An 18,347-nucleotide genomic window follows, 5' to 3' on the forward strand; every position below is an offset into this window, starting at 1 on the left:
GCGCGGGGCATCGCGGGCGATCGATTTAGGAGGTCACGCGCCGGGCGATATGTCCGGGGATGGGGATGCCGGGACGGAGTAGGGGATCGGGGGCCGGCGGGCCGAACGTCTGGCGGACGGGCACCACGCCGGCCCAGACGTCGAGGGCGTAGTCCTCCTCTTCGTCCTCAGGCGGGCCCTGCCGCACCTTCACGGAGGCCTCGTCCAGGGAGAGGGCCAGGACGGAGGTGGCGGCCAGCTCCTTGCGGTTGGGCTGGCGGGCCGCGTCCCACTGGCCTGGGGTCAGTTGCTCGGTGATGACGCGGAGGCCGGTCAGCTTCTCCTCCGGGTCGTCGACGAGGCGGGGCGTCCCGTAGACGATGGCACTGCGGTAGTTGATCGAGTGGTTGAACAGGGAGCGGGCGAGGACCAGCCCGTCCACGTGGGTGACCGTCACGCAGATGTCCTGGGACGGCCCGGCCCTGAGGCTGCTCGCTCCGGTGGAGCCGTGGACGTAGAGGGTGTCGTCCAGGCGGCCGTAGCCGGTGGGGAGGACGCGGGGCGAGCCGTCCACGACGAGGCCGAGGTGGCAGATCATGCCGTCGTCGAGGATCTCGTACAGGACGGAGCGGTCAGTGCTGGAACGTTCCCCCAGGCGGCCTGGGCGGGTGCGGGCGGTCGCGGCGAGCGGGTTCATGTCCGTTTACGCTAGGAGGCGAGTGGCCTGGCAGGTATGGCCACTTGGCGCGGATAGCGGGTGACCACTTTGTCGATCGATCTGCCCCTGGCCGTGGAGCGGGATGTGCCGGAGCCGATGAGCGCGCAGCTCGTCGGGCAGTTGCGTGCCGCCATGGGGGAGGGACGGCTTGCCGCGGGCGAGCGGCTTCCGTCCAGTAGGGCTCTGGCGGGTCTGCTGGGGGTCAGCCGGACGGTGGTCACCGAGGCCTATGAGCAGCTCTACGCGGAGGGCTGGCTGGAAGGACGGCATGGGTCCGGCACGTATGTGACTGAGGGCGTCGCCGCCGCGCCTATGCCGAAGCCCCAGGTGGTGGAGAAGGAGCCAGTGCGGAGGGCTGCGGGCCCACACGAGATCGACCTGCGGCCCGGTCTCGCCTGGATCGGGGCCCTGGATACACCCGCATGGCGCAGGGCATGGCGTCTTGCTGCGGGGATGCCGCCTCAGCAGCGTCAAGACCCGCATGGGTTGCCTGGCCTAAGGGAGGCGCTCGCCGACTACATCAGGCGTAGCCGCGGTGTGGCGTGTCCTGTGGACGGGCTTCTGGTCACGCGGGGAGCGACGAACGGGCTCGATCTGCTTGCCGCGACCGTCCTCCGCCCTGGGGACCGGGTCGGTGTGGAGGAGCCCGGCTATGGCAGGGCACGCGCGGTGCTGAATGGACGTGGGGCCGAAATCGTTCCCTGTCCTGTGGACGAGCACGGCCTCATCACCGACGACTTGCCCGATGACCTGCGCATCGTCTATACGACGCCTTCGCACCAGTTCCCCATGGGCGGCGTGCTGCCCGTCCCGCGCAGGCAGGCTCTGCTGGCTTGGGCGCGGCGCAATGGGGCGCTCATCGCCGAAGACGACTACGACGGGGAGTTCCGCTACGACGTCGCGCCTCTGCCCGCCCTCTATGGCCTGGACCCGGAGGTCGTCGTCTACCTGGGCACGACCGCCAAGATCCTCACCGCGGACATGGGCGTCGGCTGGCTGGTGGGGCGTCCCGACCTGGTGGCGGAGGTGGCGCTCCGGAGGGAGGAGCTGAACGACCGCACCGCCGTGGTCCCGCAGGACGCGTTGAGACTCCTCCTGGAACGGGGTGACCTGGATAGATACGTCCGCCGCATGCGCGCGGAGTACGCCCGGCGCCGCGACGTGGTCGTGCAGGCGCTGGACGGCCTGCCCCTGCGCGGCGACACGGCCGGCCTGCACCTGGTGGTGGACGTCCCGGAGCCGGCGGCCTCGCGCGCCGCGGACGAGGCGGCCCGGCGCGGCGTCCTGGTGGAGACGCTGACCCGCCACCACGCGGGCCCGGTGCGCACCTCCGGCCTGGTGATCGGCTACGGCTCCGCCGCGACCCTCGCCGAGCTGCGCAAGGGCTGCGAGATCGTCCGGACGCTGGTCGGGTGACGGCGTCAGTTCGACAGGGCGCTCGGTCCGACGGGCACGGGCTCCGACGCGGGGTGCAGCGGTCCGGGACGCGAGGCCGGCGCGTCGTTCTGCGGAGTGCGGACGGGATCGGACGACCGGACGGGCTCAGGCGTGCGGGGCCGCGGCGCCACGAGCCGGGGGCCGGTGGGGGTTCCGGGGAGGCGGGGCTTCGGGATGGGGGCGACCGGGGTGTCGGGTCCGGTGATGCGCCGGACGTCGATGGCGCCGGGGTCGGGCCGGTCCAGGAGCGGCACCTGGGAGGCGCCGTAGTGCCCGCCGCGCGCCCATTCCTTGCGGTTGCGCTGCGCGTGGTACGACTGCGGGGACGGGAGCGGGGGTCCGGCGGGCCAGCGCCGTGCGACTCCCCATGCCTCCAGCCACTGGACGATGGCGTCGATGCCGGCGAGCGGAGATCCGGTGAACGGCGACCGCGACTGGGCCACCACCATGATCTGCGCGCAGACGCGGCCCTCCCGCCCGAGCGCGCCGCCGAGCAGCCGGGCGGCGCGGGTGATGGGCAGGAGTTGGACGATCTCGCCGGTGCCGGGGTGCCACACCAGGTGGGCGGGCCGGTCCTCCTTCAGCAGGTCGGCGGCCACCGAGCGCGCGGAGACGGTGTGCGGGTCGTGCTCCTCGGCGCACCAGACGGCGCGCGGGGCACCTCCTCGCAACGCTCCGCCGTCGTTTCGCGCCGGCATGCGGCCGGCTCCTGGCAGCCATGCGTCTGCCACGGTGCGTCCCCCCAATCGGGCGGTCAGACCCCCGAGTGGTCAGTTACTTCTCTTGGTCAAGCGAGGACTCGTCCGTCCAGCCCGCCGCCTCAATGGGCGGGATGACGGCTGCCGACCCCTCGCGCCGGGTTTGATCCGGTTCGATTGGGTAGTGCAGACGGGCACCCCGCGTGTCCGAGCATTCCACCTTGTGTCACCTTTTTCCTCCCGGGTGTTCGGTCGAATCACTCACCTTGCGGGAAGAGGGGCGGAAGATGCCCGCGTCCGCGCAGGTCATCGCCGTCCCTGGAGATCGGATGACAAGCGGCTGGAAGTCGGCCGGAAGTGGCCGGGGCGTCACGGACCGCACGGCGGTACCCGGGTGGGGTTCACACCCCCGACCGAGCCGCGTTCTAATAATGGGTCATGACCGTTGACGCAGAACTGCCCGCCGGAGTGCCCGGTATCGACGTCCCCCGGCTGGCGGCCTGGCTGGCCCGCGAGCTGCCCGGATCGGGACGGATCACCGCGATCGACCTGATCGCGGGCGGGCGGTCGAACCTCACGTACGGCATCACCCTGGACGGGGGCCGCCGCATCGTGCTGCGCAGGCCGCCGCTCGGCCACGTGCTGCCGACGGCGCACGACATGGGCCGCGAGTACCGCGTCCTGTCGGCCCTCGGCCAGGGGACCGCGGTGCCGGTGCCGACGACGCTGGCGTTCTGCGACGACGAGGAGGTCATCGGCGCCCGCTTCTACCTCATGGACTTCGTCGAGGGCCGGGTCCTGCGCACGCGGGAGGACGCCGCCGACATCACGCCCGAGCAGGCGCGCGGCCTCAGCGACGCGCTTGCCGAGGCGCTCGCCGCGATCCACACGGTCGACGTGGAGAAGGTGGGGCTGGGCGACTTCGGACGTCCGAGCGGCTACATGGCCCGCCAGCTCAAGCGCTGGGGCAAGCAGTGGGACAGCTCGCAGGAGGCCGTCCGCGCCACCGGCGCCGCCCGCGAGCTGCCCGAGTACGACCGGCTGGTCGCCCGGCTGGCCGAGCGGCTGCCGGCGGACGCCCCGGCGCGTCTCGTCCACGGCGACTTCCGGCTCGACAACGCGCTCGCCCGGCTGGAGCCGCGCCCGGAGATCGCGGCCGTCGTCGACTGGGAGATGTCGACGCTCGGCGACCCGCTGTCCGACCTCGGGCTGACGCTCGTCTACTGGGCGGAGGCCGCCGACGCCGAGCAGCTCCCGGTCGGCGCGACGATCACGTCCGCCCCCGGCTTCCTCACCCGCCGCGAGTTCGCCGGACGATACGCCGAGCTGACCGGGTTCGACCTGGCCGACCTCGACTTCTACGTCGCGTTCGCGTGCTTCAAGCTGGCGGTGATCCTGGAGGGCATCCACGCCCGCTATCTGCAGAAGGCGACGGTCGGTGAGGGCTTCGATCAGATCGGCGGCGGCGTGCCCGTCCTACTGGATCGGGCACACCGCACGCTCGACGCCGGCTCGGTCTGGTAAGCCCCCCGCTCAGCAGCGGTAGGTGACGGTCGCCGAGGCGCCGGACGAGAAGTACACCGTGCCGGTCTGCTGGCCCAAGCAGAAGCCGGATGAGCGCGATACCCGCACGCCGCCGCTCTGGCCCGCGTCGAGGTGCCCGGAGCCGCCCGCCCGGACGGGCCCGGCCGTGCCGCTCACCTGCCAGTTCACCGGGCCTCCCACCGCCCTGACCGTGACGGTGCAGGAGCTGCCCCGGCCCATGTCGCACCCGCTCACCGACAGCGTGCCCGGCTTCGGCGGCTTCGGCGCGCTGGACGTGGGCGGCGCCGGCGGCTTGCTCGTCGGCGCCTCCGACGCGGTCTTGGACGCCGAAGGCGACGGCGACTTCGACGGCGACTTCGACTCGGTCGGGGAGGCGGTCGGCGACGTGGGGGACGTCGGGTCGGTCGGCATCGGCTCCGGCGCGGCCGAACCGCCGGGCGGGGTGCTGCCGCCGGGTGAGACGGGACCGGTCGCGGCCGCGTTCGTCCCGTCGTCCCCGCCGCCGAGCCACGCCATCGCGCCGCCGAACAGCACCAGGACGCCGACGCCCACCGCGGCGGCGGCGAGCAGCGGCGCGCGCCGCCGCGCGGGCGCGCGGTCCCGGGCGCGCGGCGCGGTCGGCTGGTAGGGGAGCGGCCAGCCGTACTCGTCGAACGGCTTGGTCCAGGCGGCGATGGCGCGGCGGTTCCCGGCCCGGTCCTCGGCGGTCGCGGCGGTCAGCACGTCCAGCCGCAGGTCGGCGGGGATCGCCGCGATCGGCAGCACCGACAGCAGCCGGTCCGGCGGCAGGGGCGGCGTCTCCCGCGCCCCGCACACCGGGCAGTTCTCCACATGCCGGACGAGCGCCGTGGACGTCTGCGGGGACAGCGGCCACGACTCGGTCAGCGCCGCGACGCTCGGGCAGTCCTTCCAGTGGTTCTGCGCGATGAGGGCCGCGTGCAGCGCGGCGGCGAGGTCCTCGCGGGCCTTCTCCGCCAGCGCGAGCGTCTCCTCCAGCGGCATGCCGAAGATGCCGGCCAGGTCCACCTCGTCCAGCTCGTGGCGGACCGACAGGTCGATCGCCTCGCGCTGGCGCCCGTTCAGCGCGGCGAGGGCGCTGTGCGCGAGCAGCCGGCGCTCCTCGCGGCGGGCGAGCTGCTCGGGGGCCAGCTCGTCCTCGGCCTCCGGCGCCTCCTGCCCGGTCTGCCGGTTCGGGCTGTCGCGGCGCCGCATGCACTCCTTGCGGGCGATCGCGTAGAGCCAGCCGCGCAGCCGGTCCGGCTCGGTGAGCCGGTCCACGTGCTCGCGGGCGGAGATGATTGTGTTGCGCAGGGCCCCGGCCGCCTCGGTGCGGTCGCGCAGCAGGCCGTGGCAGTAGTCGAAGAGGAACGGCGCGTAGGTGTCGTAGACCTCGGTCAGCGCGATGACGTCCCCGGCTCGCAGCGAGTCCGCCAGCCTGAGGTCGTCATTCTGCGCGGCCCCTGGCTCACCGGCCACGGGAACCCTCCCAGTCGAATTCGGTGTACTGATCTGCCCCGACGAGCCCCGACCCCTGGTCGGCCGACTCGGTTGCCTGATCTTGCCACCAAGTTGCTGGAATTTCTCCCTTATGAGTGGATTTTAGTGACGGATCCGGTACGCGCCGTATCCGTATCGCCTTGTGAGACGGCCCCTGCGGAGGAAAACGTGATCTAGGTCACTTTTCCGATCAGCGCCCGCCCTGGCCGCCTCCGCCCCCGTTTCCGCCGTCCGGCGGGCACGACAGCGTGACGGTGCGCGCGTCGCCGTTGGAGAAGCTGACCGTTCCGGAACCCCCGGGCGGGTCGCAGACCCCGCTGACGCGCGCGTAGCCGACCTGCCCGCTGCGCAGCGTGCCGCCGCCGCTGGCGCTGAGACCGCCGGACGCGCCCGTGACCGACCAGGTGGCCGTTCCGCCGACGGCCCGCACGGGGATGTTGCAGCTCCCCGGACCAGCGCCCTCGATCGTGCAGGAGCCGATCGAGAGCCGTCCGGCCTTCGGCTGGGTGCGGGTCGCGGTCGGACGGGCCGAGCGCGACGGCTCGCGCGTCTTCGTCGGGGTCGGCGTCGGCGAGGTGGTCGTCGGCGTCGGGGTCGCGGTCCGCGTGGGCGTGGGCGTGTCGGACGGCTCCTCGGACTCGGTCGGCGAGGACGGCTCGACGACGGACGCCGACGCCCCGCCCGAGGGCCCCTCCGCCGCCGTCCGCTCGCCGGACGAGCCGGACATCAGGTAGTACGCCGCGGCGACGACCGCGATGACGGCGGCGGCAGCGGCCAGCCCGGCCCACACCCCGCGCGAGCCGGAGCCGTCTCGGGGCGCCACGCGCACGGGTTCCTGCTCGACCATGCCGGGCCAGCCCCAGGCGTCGAACGGCTCGGCCGCGTGCGCGATGGCGTCGAAGTCGGGTGCCAGCGACGGGTCGGTGGCGGTCGCCATCACGTGCCCGCGCAGGTCGGTCGGCATCATCGCGACCGGCAGCACCTGCAGGAGCCGCGCCGCGGAGACGGTGCGGTCGCGCAGGGGACCGCAGATCCCGCAGCCCTCGATGTGGTGGACGAGCCTGCGGACGACCGGCGGCGGCAGCGGCCATCCGGCGTCGTCGGCGATCGCGGCGACCTCGGGGCAGGCGTCACGTCCCGCACGGGCGATGTAGGCGGCGGCGAGCGCGTCGTCCAGGCGGGCGCGGGCCTCGGCGGTCAGCTCCGCGGCCTGCGCCGCGTCCATGCCGAGGACGCCGCCGATCTCGCCGGCGTCCAGGCCGTGCCGCAGCATCAGGTCGAGCGACTCGCGTTCGCGTCCGCGCAGGCCGGACAGCGCGCCGTGGACGAGCCGCCGCGCCTCCTGCCGCCGGGCGTGCTCCGCGTCGTCGAGGAAGCCGTCCTCGACCTCGGGCGCCTCGTGCCGCTGCGCGGGACGGTTCGGGTCGCGCAGCCGCCGCATGCACTCGTTGCGGACGAGCGCGTACAGCCAGCCGCGGAAGCGGTCGGGCTCGCGCAGGCCGGACACGTGCGCGTAGGCGGCGACGAGCGCGTCGTGGAGCGCGCCGGCCGCCTGTTCCTGGTCGCGCAGCAGCGCGTGGCAGTAGTCGTACAGGCGGGCCGCGTAGCGGTCCATGACCTGGATGAGGGCGCTCGGGTCGCCCGCCGCGAGCGTCCGTGCCAGACGCTCGTCGTCGGCGCGGTCGAGACTGGGCCAACCGGACACGAAGTCCTCCCGCGGGCTGTGCTCGGAATCCTCGTCCGGGCGTCCGGGACGCCGGGGACGGGCTGGAAGATCTCAGAGGGAGCGGTTCGCTCTCCCGGCCCCGATCGGTCGTCCGACCGGCGGCCGCCTCCCCGTCACGGGCCAGGGAGGGAAGAAGGTCGGAGGCCCGACGGCCCCGCTCCCCGTCGGGCCTCCACATAGATTGACGATCGACCCCCGCGCCCGGTTGACACCGAACGCAGGGAAATATCCAGAACTACCTGGCGCATCCGGAAGATCACCGAACGGTGATCACTGGATCCGGCGGGAGAGCATCTTCAGGAAGATCCGGGAGATCTCGCTGGGCGTCATGGCGACCTGCACGTTGCCGTTCGTCGCCGCGGCTATCTGCTCCAGCTCGTTCTTGTCCACGCCCTTGCCGAACCCGATCATGTTCACCTGGATCGGCTTGTTCGGGTCCTGCATGCCCTTCAGCTGCTTCAGCGTGTCCTGCAGCGACGGGCCGTCCGGGTCGTCGTTCTTCCCGTCGGTGAGCAGCAGGATCGAGTTGCCGAACTCGGGCTTGTAGGAGTCGTTCATCATCTTGTACGCGGCCAGCATGGTCCGGTACAGGCCGGTGTCGCCGTCCGACTTGGGCCTCATCTGGTTGAGCGTCGACAGGACGAGGCCGCGCCGCGTGGTGGACCCGATCCGGTCGCCGAGCGCGCCGATCGGCACCGTCTCCTTGTACGGCGTCTTGCCGTTCATGTTCGTCGAGAACAGCCACTGGCCGAGTTCGGTGTCGTTGGACATCATGCTCAGCCCGCCCTGCGAGACCTGCGCGATGGCCTGGAGCCGGTTGACGTTCGGCCCGACCTTCTCGGCCATCGACCCGGACACGTCGATCAGCGTCAGGAGGCGCAGGCCGAGCGACAGCTTCGCCCACGCCTGCATGACCTTCGCGACGTCCTCGCTCTTCGGCGAGGGCAGCTGCCGCGGCCGGGCCGGGCTGACGCCGGCGGCCTGCCCGAACCCGGACGGCGCCTTGCCGTCGGCCGTCCGGAACCCGGCGTCGAGGACGTCCTTGCGGGTCGCCTCGGTCCGCATCGCCTGCTCGAGCAGGCGGGCGCCCTTGCCGCGCGCGTCGTCCTTGGTGGTGACGGCGAACGGGTAGTCCATCGAGAGCGTGCCCTCGATCGGGTACAGCGCCACCGCGGGCTCGGCCGGCTTGGTCCGGTTGTAGGCGTAGAGGGCCTGCTCCGACGACAGCGAGATCGGCTGCTTGCCGGTGCGGTCCTTGCGGAAGTGGTCGAACTCCGCCTTCGTGTCGGGGACGGTGCTCTCCCGGACGGTCCGGACGATGCCGGTGAAGATCGAGTCCCGGTTCGGGTCGTTGGCCAGCAGCGTGCTGGTGACCATCAGGGAGCCCATGCCCGCGGCGTTCCGCATCGGGTCGGGCACGACGAGCCGCACCGTTCCGGCCGGGATCATCTGGTTCTTGGTCACCGCGCCGCCCGCGACGCCGCCGGCGGCCTTCAGCAGGTTGTCCCACGACGGGCTGGCGGTGATGCCCTGCTTCTTCAGCTGCGCCGCGAGCGTCTGCGGCAGCCCCACCACGATCGGGCTCGAGGCCAGCGAGGTCTTGGTGGACACGACGCCGCTCTTGTCGCCGTTCTCGCCGCCGGACTGCGCCAGGGAGATCCACAGGGAGGAGTCGGGGATCCACACGTCCGGCCGGTCGTCCGCCACGGCCTGCCCGGACAGCAGCGTCGTCACCGACGACGGCTCGGTCCGCTTCACGGTGGCCTTGACGCACTTGCCGTCGACCTTGTGCTTGCCGTCGTTGAACCGTCCGGCGGCCTTCTCCACGACCGGCGCGATGTCGGGCGCGGCCGCCACGGCCAGGTTCAGCGCGCCGTCCCCGGAGCAGCCGCCGCCGCTCTCGGCGAACGCGTAGACGCCCACGCCGAGCAGCAGCGCCAGGCCCACGGCGCCGGCCATCGGGCCGATCAGCGCGGTCGCGCTGCGCTTGCGCTTGCGGCGCCCGTACTCGTAGCCCCCGGACCCGCCGCCATAGCCGCCGGAACCCCCGGAACCGCCGCCGTAACCGCCGGAGCCACCAGAACCGCCGCCGTAACCGCCGGAGTCGCCGCGCCCGCCGGACCCGCCGAAGTACCCGGACTCGCCGCCGTCCGACCTGCTGATGGCGTCGTACTCGCTGTAGCCCGTCCCGGCCAGCGGCGACGCGGCGGGCCGGCCCTGCGGGGACCCGGTCCTCGGCTCCTCGCCGTACCGGCCGCCCCCGTAACCGCCCGACCCGGACGCGGCGCCGTAGGGACCGGAGCCGTAGACCGGCTGCTCGGACGACTGCCGGGGCGTGAACCACTCGGGCGTCTCGCCGGACGCGCCCGGCGCCATGCCGGGCGGCGCGCCCTGCGGGCCGGCCTGGGGCTGGGCGAGCGGCTGGCCCTGGCTGTCCCGTGCGCCGAACCAGTCGGACGACCCGTCGTTGGCCGGGCCGAAAACGGGCCTGGACGGGTCGTACCCGCCCTCACCCGGCCCCTCCGGGAAGTCATTGCGATGACGTCCGCTCACGGCTGCCCTCGATTCACCTGAAACCCGCCGATGTTCCCCGGCACTGTAGTAGTACGCCCCAGAGGTTACAAAGGACTCAAAACTGATAATGACGCAGGTCATGAGCGTATGGCCTGACGAGCCTGGCAGTGTACGCCACCGTCACGCCCAGCGATCGAGGCGGTACAAGGGGAGGTGGATTATCCCGCACAGTGGGACATATGGACCCGCCGGCGGCCGGATCCGGCCGCGACGCGACCGGGCCACTCCGCGACACGGCCGGGCCGTTATGCAACCCGGCCACACTCCCGGCACGCCCCGGCACTCCGCGCCCGGCGGCAGACTTGAGGGATGGCCAGCCTCATCCCCGTCTCCGACCCCGCCGACCCGCGCCTCGCGGACTGCGTCCGGCTCCGCGACGTCAATCTCCGCAAGAGCCTTGAGGCCGAGCACGGCCTGTTCGTCGCCGAAGGGGAGAAGGTGATCCGCCGCGCGGTCGCCGCCGGCCACCCCGTCCGCTCCCTGCTGATGGCCCGCCGCTGGACCGAGCCGCTGGCCGACCTCCTGGACGGCCTCGACGCCCCCGCCTACCTGGTCGATGACGCCACCATGGAGGCCATCACCGGCTTCCAGGTGCACCGCGGCGCGCTGGCGTCCATGGAACGCCTCCCCCTGCCGTCGATCGAGACCGTCCTCTCGGGAGCGCGCCGCATCCTCGTCCTCGAAGACCTGGTCGACCACGCGAACGTGGGCTCCATATACAGGTGTGCCGCGGCGCTGGGCATCGACGCGATCATCTTGTCGCCGAGGTGTGCCGACCCTCTGTACCGCCGCGCGGTCAAGGTCTCCATGGGCGCCGTCTTCGCGATCCCCTACGCCCGCATGGCCAACTGGCACGACGACCTCGGCGAACTGCGCGCCGCCGGATTCACTCTCCTGGCCCTGACCCCCGCCCAGTCGGCCACACCGCTGGACAAGGCTCCTCTCGGCGATCGCGTCGCCCTGATGCTCGGCTCGGAAGGCGACGGCCTCTCGTCCCATTGGCTGGACGAGGCCGACGAACCGGTCTGCATCCCCATGAGCCCGGACGCCATGTCCGCCGGAGTCGACTCCCTCAACGTCACCGCGGCCGCCGCCATCGCCTGCCACACCCTCATGCGTTGACGGCCCCCGCGGGAGGCCAATCCGTTCGGCACCTCATCTTCAGGATCAAGCGACTCGCGTCTTCGATTCCGCATGCCGCGGGTCGAGGAAAGGGAATGGCCGGCCGGACGAGACCGAGAAGCCGCCGCCAAGACCTCCGAAGCCTTTATGCGCCGTCCGTTCGCCGGGGCCGCGACTACGCGAGCGCGGTCTCGTCGCCGCGCTCGGTCAGGAGGGTTGTCAGTTGCTCGCGCTCCATGGACGCCCAGTCCTCCGGGTCGTCCTCCCAGTCGATGAGCTCGTCGGTGTCCAGCGCGGCGAGGAAGTCCTCGTGGAGGCCGGCCGGGTTCTGCCGGACCGGGTCCGAGAACTGCCACACTTCGACGGCCGCCCTCAGGTCGCCGCGGTCGGCCAGCAGTTCGGCCAGTCGCCTGGTCGTCGGGGAGGCGTCGCCGTAGGCGCGGGCCCACACCCGCAGCGCGTCCTCCAGGTCGCCGTGCTTCGCGAGGAGTTCGCCCAGCCGTCCGGCCGCGTCGCGGTCTCCGGCCTCGGCCTGGGCGCGCAGGTTCGCGATCTCGTCCGACTCCGGCACGCCGCCGTCTGTCCGAATTTCCATTACCGGTCACCTCTTCCGGGGGCAGTAAGGGCGCTGGCAAGGAACAGCCGCTTCGGGAAAATAACCATCTCTGAGAGCCTCAAACCGCTTCCTCTCGGCGAGTCGGCCGGGACGGGCGGCGGAATCCGCGGGTACGCGCGCCGCGTACCCGCCGTTTCGCCGGGCCTTCCGGACGCCCGCCGATAATCGTCAAGACGCTCCGTGCGGCCCCGGGTTTTCGCTCGCCTTGGAACGGGCCCGCCGATCCCGCGCCGTTCGGCGGCGGGCAGGAGGAACGGCGTCCTCCATCAGCGGATTGGGGCGGGCGAAGAGGGCTGCATTGCTGGAACGCCGCCGGAGGGTCCAAATATTTCCGGACCGGTTCTGCGGCCTCTTGTGAGATTCTCTTCCCGGGCTCCGCCGTTTTCGGGGACATGCCCGACGCCGCGCCGAGCTGGGGGGCGACCGCGACAGGCATACCTCCAAGGAACGCGGGCCACCCGTCGCGCGCGTGACCGGCGCATGGCCCGCGGCGATCAGCCGGATGAAGGACTGAGACGTGCCCGGCTCAGCGGCCGAACATGCCGCCCCGCGGCCGCCGGTGCGTTCCCCTCGGCCGCCTCGGCGCCCCGGCCGGGACCCGGCGGCGGCCCAGGCGCAGCTGCGTCAGCAGGAGCGAGAACGCCACCAGCAGCGCCGCCAGCCACGCGATCTGGGTGCTGGCCATCCGCTCGAACGTCAGGTCCTGCGCGACGGGCGTCTTGTTCCCCTGGAGCCGGCTCTGCGGCGTCTCCGCCCCGGCGCTCGGGCTCGGCGCGACGGACGGGTTCGGCGCCTGGATGGACGGCAGCGCCACCTGCGGGTTCCGCGCGTCGAACGACGAGTTGGGCGACGTCTGCACCGACCCGCTCGTGTTGACGCCCCCGGTGCCGTTCCCGGAGCCGGACGACCCGCTTCCGCCGGACCCGCCGTGCGACGTCCCCGACGAGGAGGAGTGCGAGGGCGTGGTCGACGGCTTCGTGGGCTTGCGCGACGGCGACTTCGTGGGCGTCTTCGAGGGCGTGGGGGTCGGCGTGGGCGTCTTCGTGGGCGGCTTGGACGGGACGACGTACTTGAAGGTCGTGGTCCCGGAGACGGGAGAGAGGTCGGTCGCGTCGACGGTCACGGTGATCGTGTACGTCGTCGTGGCCTTCGGGCCCTCCTCGGGCACCGTCACGTGCGACTTGACGGGGCCACCGGTCTTCCCGTCGGCGAGGTCGCCGATGGCGCACCCTTCGGCCTCGAACGGTGCCCCGCAGGCGCCGCTCACGGTCGCGCCTTTGAGGGGCACCCCGTTGCTCTTGGACACCACCGTGACGTTGGTGACCCTGATGTTCGCCACGTCACCGCCAACGGCCTTGACCGTCGTCGTGATGTCGAGGGAGTCACCGGGGTCCAGCGTGGTCGCCGACGAGGCGACGCCCACGTTGAGTTCACCTGGGGCGGCAGGGGACGCGGGATCCGATCCGGAGGGGGAGGGCGTGACCTCGGCGACGGCCGATGCGCCTCCGGCGGCGAGGATGGCCGCCGTGCCGAGCCCAACAAAGATCGGTTTTACCGCCGATCGGCAGATCACTGCCGCCGCACCTCCGTCGCGTCGCCGTTGAACGCTTCCGTTCCGAGGGATCGCCTCGGGAGACATGCGAACACGGATCCCAGGGCCAAATCAAGCCCATCCAGGGTCAGACGAACTCCTCGCGGACGTCCTCGATCTCCGAGCCGGGCGCCCACGCCTGCCAGATGCCCTGGTCGACGCGCTCCAGCCCCAGCCTTTCGGCGACCGGGGCCAGCCCGCCCACGTATTCGACACGAATCCATGTTTCATGCTCGCCGACGATGACGAACCGCTCCCCGCGCCAGCGGCACGTCGTCCGGACGTAGCGGAGGTCCTCCACTTCGGACGCCGGGACGATGCGGCGGAAGCGTCCCGGCCGCAACTCCTCGAACCCGTCCGTCGGCCCGGGCGCGTACAGCCGGACCTCGCCGTCGGCGCCGGGCGCCGCCTCGAAGTCGCGGCCGAGCCAGCGCGCGACGTACCCGTCCCGGATCACTGCGCGGCCTCCGTCCGTCCGTCCCATGCGTCGGCGTTCGCGTCCGGCCGCAGCCAGGCGAGCCGGTCGGGATCGTACATCGCGATGAACCGCTCGGACCGGTCCCTGCCGAGGTAGTACATCTCCGCCCCGTACGGCAGCCGGACACTGGCCACCTTGTACTCGCGGATCGATCCGGCGCTTCCCGGCGCGAAGCCGCTGCCGACGAACGGCGGCCGCTCGACGACCCAGCCGGCCTCGCCCCAGGACGCCATCTCCTCCTCGTCCCGCCCCCCGAACGGGACGCGGTACAGGTCGGGGCAGTACGCGGGCCACCGGACGACGTACACGCCCTCGTCGTCGAGTGAGAACGGGGAGTCGGCGTACAGCAGCCCCAGCGCCTCGTAGAGCTGCCCGGGCGTCTGGAGCTCGGCCACGTCGGCCGTCGAGTGGACGAAGCCACCGACCCGGTCGTACCCCTGCTCCAGGTACCAGGAGACATGGCCGTGCGGGACGACCTTCTGCATGATCGTCGGCGAGGAGACGCGGTCCTCCGGGTCGGCCGCCGGCATCTGCGGGACCGGCTCGCGCCGCGGCGGCGGCAGCGGAACCTCCGGCCGCCCCGGGACGAGCCCGACCCGCACCGCCCACTCGCTGAGCGACCGCACCTGGTCGCCGTGCAGGGACGCCCCGATGTGCGTCCCCGGGTTGAGGACCATGGCCCAGTCCTCCCGGGGCCACGCGCCGATCAGCTCCCGGAAGTCGGCGTACACGAACCGGGACTCCGGCAGCACCTCGCGCAACCGGACCAGCGACGTGAACACCTGCACGGACACCGCGTCCCGCAGCGCCGCGTCCCACCGGAACTCCCGCTGGACCGGGGTCACCTCGAGCGGCGCGTCGTCGGGGATCGGCACGAGCACGTTCGCGTTCAGCAGCACCCGCAGGAACGCGTCGGAGTCGCCGCTCGCGGCCGCCTCGTAGAGCTCCTGGTCGATCCGGTTCCCCGGCTCGAACGCGGGCTCGGGCTCCCCGACGGCGTGCAGCGCGCGCCCCGAAGCGGCCTCGCCGGCCGGTGCGGCGCTCCCGCCGTCCTCGACGCGGCCGGGACCCGTGACGTCCCGGCCGTCCGCCTGGCCGGGGAGCGCGGCATCCTGGGGCGCCGGACCTGCGGTCGGCTGAACGGCTGCGGGGCCGCCCGGCTCAGCGGCACCCACGGCAGGGGACGCGTTCGCGTCCTCGCCTGGAGCCGCGTGGTCGGCGAAGTCGTGACGACCGCTCTGGGCGGTGTCGGCCGCGTCCTGCGGCGGCGTCCCCGGCATGCCTGCCTGGTGGCGCTCCACGTCCTCCGGGGTTGGAGGTTCGTTGACCTGGGGGCCGGTCTCCATGAGGCCGCCCGTGGCGGAAGGCGCGCCTTGGTCGGTTGCGTCCCGTCCGCTCGCCTGCCCGGGAAGCGCCGCATCGCGGGGCTCGCCAGGACCGGCGACACGACGGTCGGCCTCTTCCGGCACGCGCGGTCCGACGCCGGCGGTCGCGGGGCCGCCCACCTCACCGGCACCGCCCGGCGCGGTTTCGCGGGGCGCACCGGGGTCGTCCCGTCCGGCCATGTGGCCAGGGTCTGCGCCCGGCCCGGGTGGGGCCGCATAGGCACGGCCCGCGCCATCCGGCACGGGGCCCCGGGGGTCGACGTCCTGAGGCGCAGGACCGGGAGTGGCAGCGCTGAGCGGGCTGCCCGGCGCGCCCGCGAGGTGGTGACCCGCGTCTGCTGGTGCGCTCGGTCCTAGCGGCTCGTTGCTCTGAGGCGCGGGTCCGGGAAGGCCGGGCTCCGGGGCGCCGCTTGCAGGCGTCTCAGGAGTGATCGCGTCGGCCGGGGTCCCGGGTGCGCCTGCCAGGTGACGGCCCGCGTCCCCGGGCGCGCCGGGTCCTAGCGGCTCGTCGGCCTGAGGTGTGGCTCCGGGAAGCCCGGGCTCCAGGGCGCCGCTTGCAGGGGCGGGCACTTCGGGTGCTGTTGCGTCGGCCGGGGTGCGGGGTGCGCCTGCGAGGTGGCGACCCGCGTCTGCTGGTGCGCTCGGTCCTAGCGGCTCGTTGGCCCGCGGTGCGGGTCCGGGAAGGCCGGGCTCCGGGACGCTGCTTGCAGGCGTCTCAGGAGTGATTGCGTCGGCGGGGGTGCCGGGCGTGCCTGCGAGGTGGCGACCCGCGTCTCCGGGCGCGCCGGGTCCTAGCGGCTCGTCGGCCTGCGGTGCGGGTTCGGGGAGGCCGGGCTCTGCTCCGATGCCCGGCCGGTCGGTCGCGCCGGGCGCGCCAGCGTGGTGGCGGCCCGGGAGTTCGACGTCCCGAGGCGCGGAGCCGGGAGGACCGGGCTCGATGACGCCGCCCGCCTGGCCGGTCGGGCCGGGAGCGGCCGCTGGGTCCAGTCCGGCCAGGAGGGCCGGGTCGATGGCCGTGCTGGACGGGTCCGAGTGGCGGCCCGCGCCTCCCGGCAGGCCCGGTGCGGGGCTCGGCGGCTCGTTGGCCGGGACGCCGCCCGCGGCGTCCGGCGGGACGGGCGTGTCCGCACCGGAGGATGCGGGCTGGGGAGGTACGCCGGGTGCGCCGGTCTCGGGCGCACCGGGACCGGTGGTGTCGTTTCCGCCCGCTGAGGCGGCGTGAGGCATGGCAGGGCCCGCCGAGTGGTGGCGGCCCGGCTCTCCAGGGGTCGCGCCCAACTCGCCGAAGTGGGCCGGTGCCTGAGGCGCGGTCTCAGGACGGCCCGGCTCGGCGGGACCGCTCGGCCCGGGACCGGCCGCAGGGTCGGGTTGCGCGACAGGGCCGGGACCCGCGTGGTGGCGTCCCGCCTCCGCGGGCGCTCCGGGTGCGGGAACAGCGGGTTCGTCGGTGGGCGCGGCGCTCGCGTGGCGGCCCGGTCCGGCGGCGCCGGCGGCCGGAGCGGGAGGCGCGGCAGGGGCGTCGGCGTGGTGGCGTCCCGGCTCACCGGCCTGCGGCGGGTCGGCCGGCACGGCGGGGGCCACCGGCACCGCGGGCGCGGCCGGAGCCGGCGGCGCCGCGGCGGACGGGGGAGCGGGCGGCCCGCTGAGGGTGCGGACCTGGTCGCCCGGCATGGACGCGTCGATGGGCGTGCCCGGGTTGAGGACGAGCGTCCAGGAGGCGTCGGGCCACGCGGTGACCATTTCCAGAAGGCTCGGCATGATGAAGCGGGACGACCCGATCGCCTCGTTCATCCACTTCAGCGACGTGAAGATCTGGATCGACGTCCGGCCGTGCACGGGGACGGGGCGCCACGGGAACTCGCCGTCCCCGGGGACGATGCCCCACGGCGTCTCGGCGTCCACCGGCACGAGCACCTGGGCGCCGAGCAGGATCTTGAAGAAGGATTCGGTGTCGCCCCGGCGCCCGGCGTCGAAGAGCCGCTGCTCGATGTCGTTCTGCGGCTCGAAACGCTCCGTCATGCGCTGGGCGGCGCGCCGGTCGGCCCAGGTGGCGAGGCCGGGGAGCTGCTGCGCGAGGACGGTCCCGCCCGCGGGGGAGCCGGAGTTGATGGCGAGCGCCCAGTCGTGGTTCGGCCAGTACCGCAGCACGACGGTGAACGGCAGCGTGATGTGCTCGGTGCCGGGCCCGGAAGCCTCGGCCAGGCGTTCCGGCGAGGTGAAGACGGGGACGACGGTGGAGCCGTCGACCTCGCGGGTCTGCCAGGGGAAGCCGGGACGGCCCGGACGCAGCGAGTAGTCCGTCTCGTCCGGGACGGGCAGCAGCACGTCGGTGGCGGCCAGCGTCTGCAGGAACAGGTCGTGGTCGTTGTTCGCGGCGGCCCGCAGCAGCTCGCGCTCCACGTCGTTGGCCGGCTGGAACTCCGGGCGCGGCGCCTCGCGGGGCAGGTCGCGGTGCTGGTCGCGCAGCTCCTCCCACGGCGGCGTCGCGCGGCCGACCAGCGGGGGGCGGCCGTCGCCCTCGGCGACCTGCCGGACGAACCAGGCGGGCAGCCGCGCCTCGATCGGCAGGGCGGCGGCGACGCCGCGCGCGGGCGCGTCGACGGCCAGCCACCAGCGGTTGTCGGGCCAGCCCTCGGCGATGTCGCCGAACCGGACGGTCATGAAGTGCTGGTAGGCCGGGCCGAGGCACGCCCGCATCGCCGCCGCCGACGTGTAAACCAGGACGTGGACCCGGCCGTCCTCCTCCTGGGTGGGCCACGACGGCTGCGCCTCCCCGGCGAGCACGCCGTCCACCAGGTCGGGCGGAACGGGAATGACGAGCTCGCTGTCGGCGAGGAGGCGGAAGTAGCTCTCCTGGTCGCCGGCCCGTACGGTCTCCTGCAGTCGGTGCTCGAGTTCCGACGTGGGTCGCCACGCGTCGGCCACGGTCGCCACCCCCTGTTTCTAGCGTGCTCGTCCCCGCGCGACTGCCTACGCTACAT

12 protein-coding genes are annotated in these 18,347 nt (G+C 73.3%); 3 read left to right on the forward strand and 9 right to left on the reverse strand.

What is annotated here, in order from left to right:
• Positions 1-25 precede the first annotated feature (25 nt).
• Positions 26-676, reverse strand: coding sequence for a pyridoxamine 5'-phosphate oxidase family protein (locus tag ABWI07_RS09450; protein ID WP_353818234.1), 651 nt, complete (start codon positions 674-676; stop codon positions 26-28).
• A 153-nt stretch (positions 677-829) separates the two neighbouring features.
• Here ABWI07_RS09450 and pdxR point away from each other — a divergent pair, with 153 nt between their 5' ends.
• The gene (pdxR, locus tag ABWI07_RS09455; RefSeq protein WP_502912813.1) at positions 830-2,113 is read left to right on the forward strand and encodes a MocR-like pyridoxine biosynthesis transcription factor PdxR; all 1,284 of its coding nucleotides are present in this window, start codon (positions 830-832) and stop codon (positions 2,111-2,113) included.
• A gap of 5 nt (positions 2,114-2,118) precedes the next feature.
• Here pdxR and ABWI07_RS09460 read toward each other — a convergent pair whose 3' ends face one another.
• Positions 2,119-2,832: a hypothetical protein gene (locus tag ABWI07_RS09460; protein WP_200842220.1), complete on the reverse strand. Its 714-nt coding sequence runs from the start codon at positions 2,830-2,832 to the stop codon at positions 2,119-2,121.
• A gap of 438 nt (positions 2,833-3,270) precedes the next feature.
• On the opposite strand from ABWI07_RS09460, the gene ABWI07_RS09465 reads away from it, so the two are divergent.
• On the forward strand, positions 3,271-4,356 hold the full coding sequence (locus tag ABWI07_RS09465; protein WP_149262642.1) for a phosphotransferase family protein: 1,086 nt from the start codon (positions 3,271-3,273) through the stop codon (positions 4,354-4,356).
• Between the two features lie 9 nt (positions 4,357-4,365).
• Here the strand turns inward: ABWI07_RS09465 and ABWI07_RS09470 are convergent, their stop codons facing one another.
• From ABWI07_RS09470 to ABWI07_RS09480, 3 genes are all read right to left on the reverse strand, one after another.
• Positions 4,366-5,853, reverse strand: coding sequence for an RNA polymerase sigma factor (locus ABWI07_RS09470; protein WP_353818235.1), 1,488 nt, complete (start codon positions 5,851-5,853; stop codon positions 4,366-4,368).
• Between the two features lie 211 nt (positions 5,854-6,064).
• Positions 6,065-7,579: an RNA polymerase sigma factor gene (locus ABWI07_RS09475; protein ID WP_353818236.1), complete on the reverse strand. Its 1,515-nt coding sequence runs from the start codon at positions 7,577-7,579 to the stop codon at positions 6,065-6,067.
• 291 nt (positions 7,580-7,870) lie between these two features.
• Complete coding sequence (locus ABWI07_RS09480) at positions 7,871-10,153, reverse strand: substrate-binding domain-containing protein (RefSeq protein WP_353818237.1); 2,283 nt, start codon at positions 10,151-10,153, stop codon at positions 7,871-7,873.
• 330 nt (positions 10,154-10,483) lie between these two features.
• Between ABWI07_RS09480 and ABWI07_RS09485 the strand changes: the two genes are divergently transcribed.
• Positions 10,484-11,296, forward strand: coding sequence for a TrmH family RNA methyltransferase (locus ABWI07_RS09485; protein WP_353818238.1), 813 nt, complete (start codon positions 10,484-10,486; stop codon positions 11,294-11,296).
• Between the two features lie 175 nt (positions 11,297-11,471).
• Here ABWI07_RS09485 and ABWI07_RS09490 read toward each other — a convergent pair whose 3' ends face one another.
• The 4 genes from ABWI07_RS09490 to ABWI07_RS09505 all read right to left on the reverse strand — a co-directional run bounded on the left by ABWI07_RS09490 (position 11,472) and on the right by ABWI07_RS09505 (position 18,300).
• Positions 11,472-11,891: a hypothetical protein gene (locus ABWI07_RS09490; protein WP_149262647.1), complete on the reverse strand. Its 420-nt coding sequence runs from the start codon at positions 11,889-11,891 to the stop codon at positions 11,472-11,474.
• A 547-nt stretch (positions 11,892-12,438) separates the two neighbouring features.
• Positions 12,439-13,335: a hypothetical protein gene (locus tag ABWI07_RS09495; protein WP_353818239.1), complete on the reverse strand. Its 897-nt coding sequence runs from the start codon at positions 13,333-13,335 to the stop codon at positions 12,439-12,441.
• A 256-nt stretch (positions 13,336-13,591) separates the two neighbouring features.
• Complete coding sequence (locus ABWI07_RS09500; RefSeq protein ID WP_149262649.1) at positions 13,592-13,960, reverse strand: UCP033725 family protein; 369 nt, start codon at positions 13,958-13,960, stop codon at positions 13,592-13,594.
• Positions 13,957-18,300, reverse strand: coding sequence for an SseB family protein (locus tag ABWI07_RS09505; protein ID WP_353818240.1), 4,344 nt, complete (start codon positions 18,298-18,300; stop codon positions 13,957-13,959). The genes ABWI07_RS09500 and ABWI07_RS09505 overlap by 4 nt, the downstream gene beginning before the upstream one ends.
• Between the last annotated feature and the right edge of the window lie 47 nt (positions 18,301-18,347).

It is taken from the genome of Actinomadura sp. NPDC000600 (assembly GCF_040492135.1).
Taxonomy (GTDB): Bacteria; Actinomycetota; Actinomycetes; order Streptosporangiales; family Streptosporangiaceae; genus Spirillospora.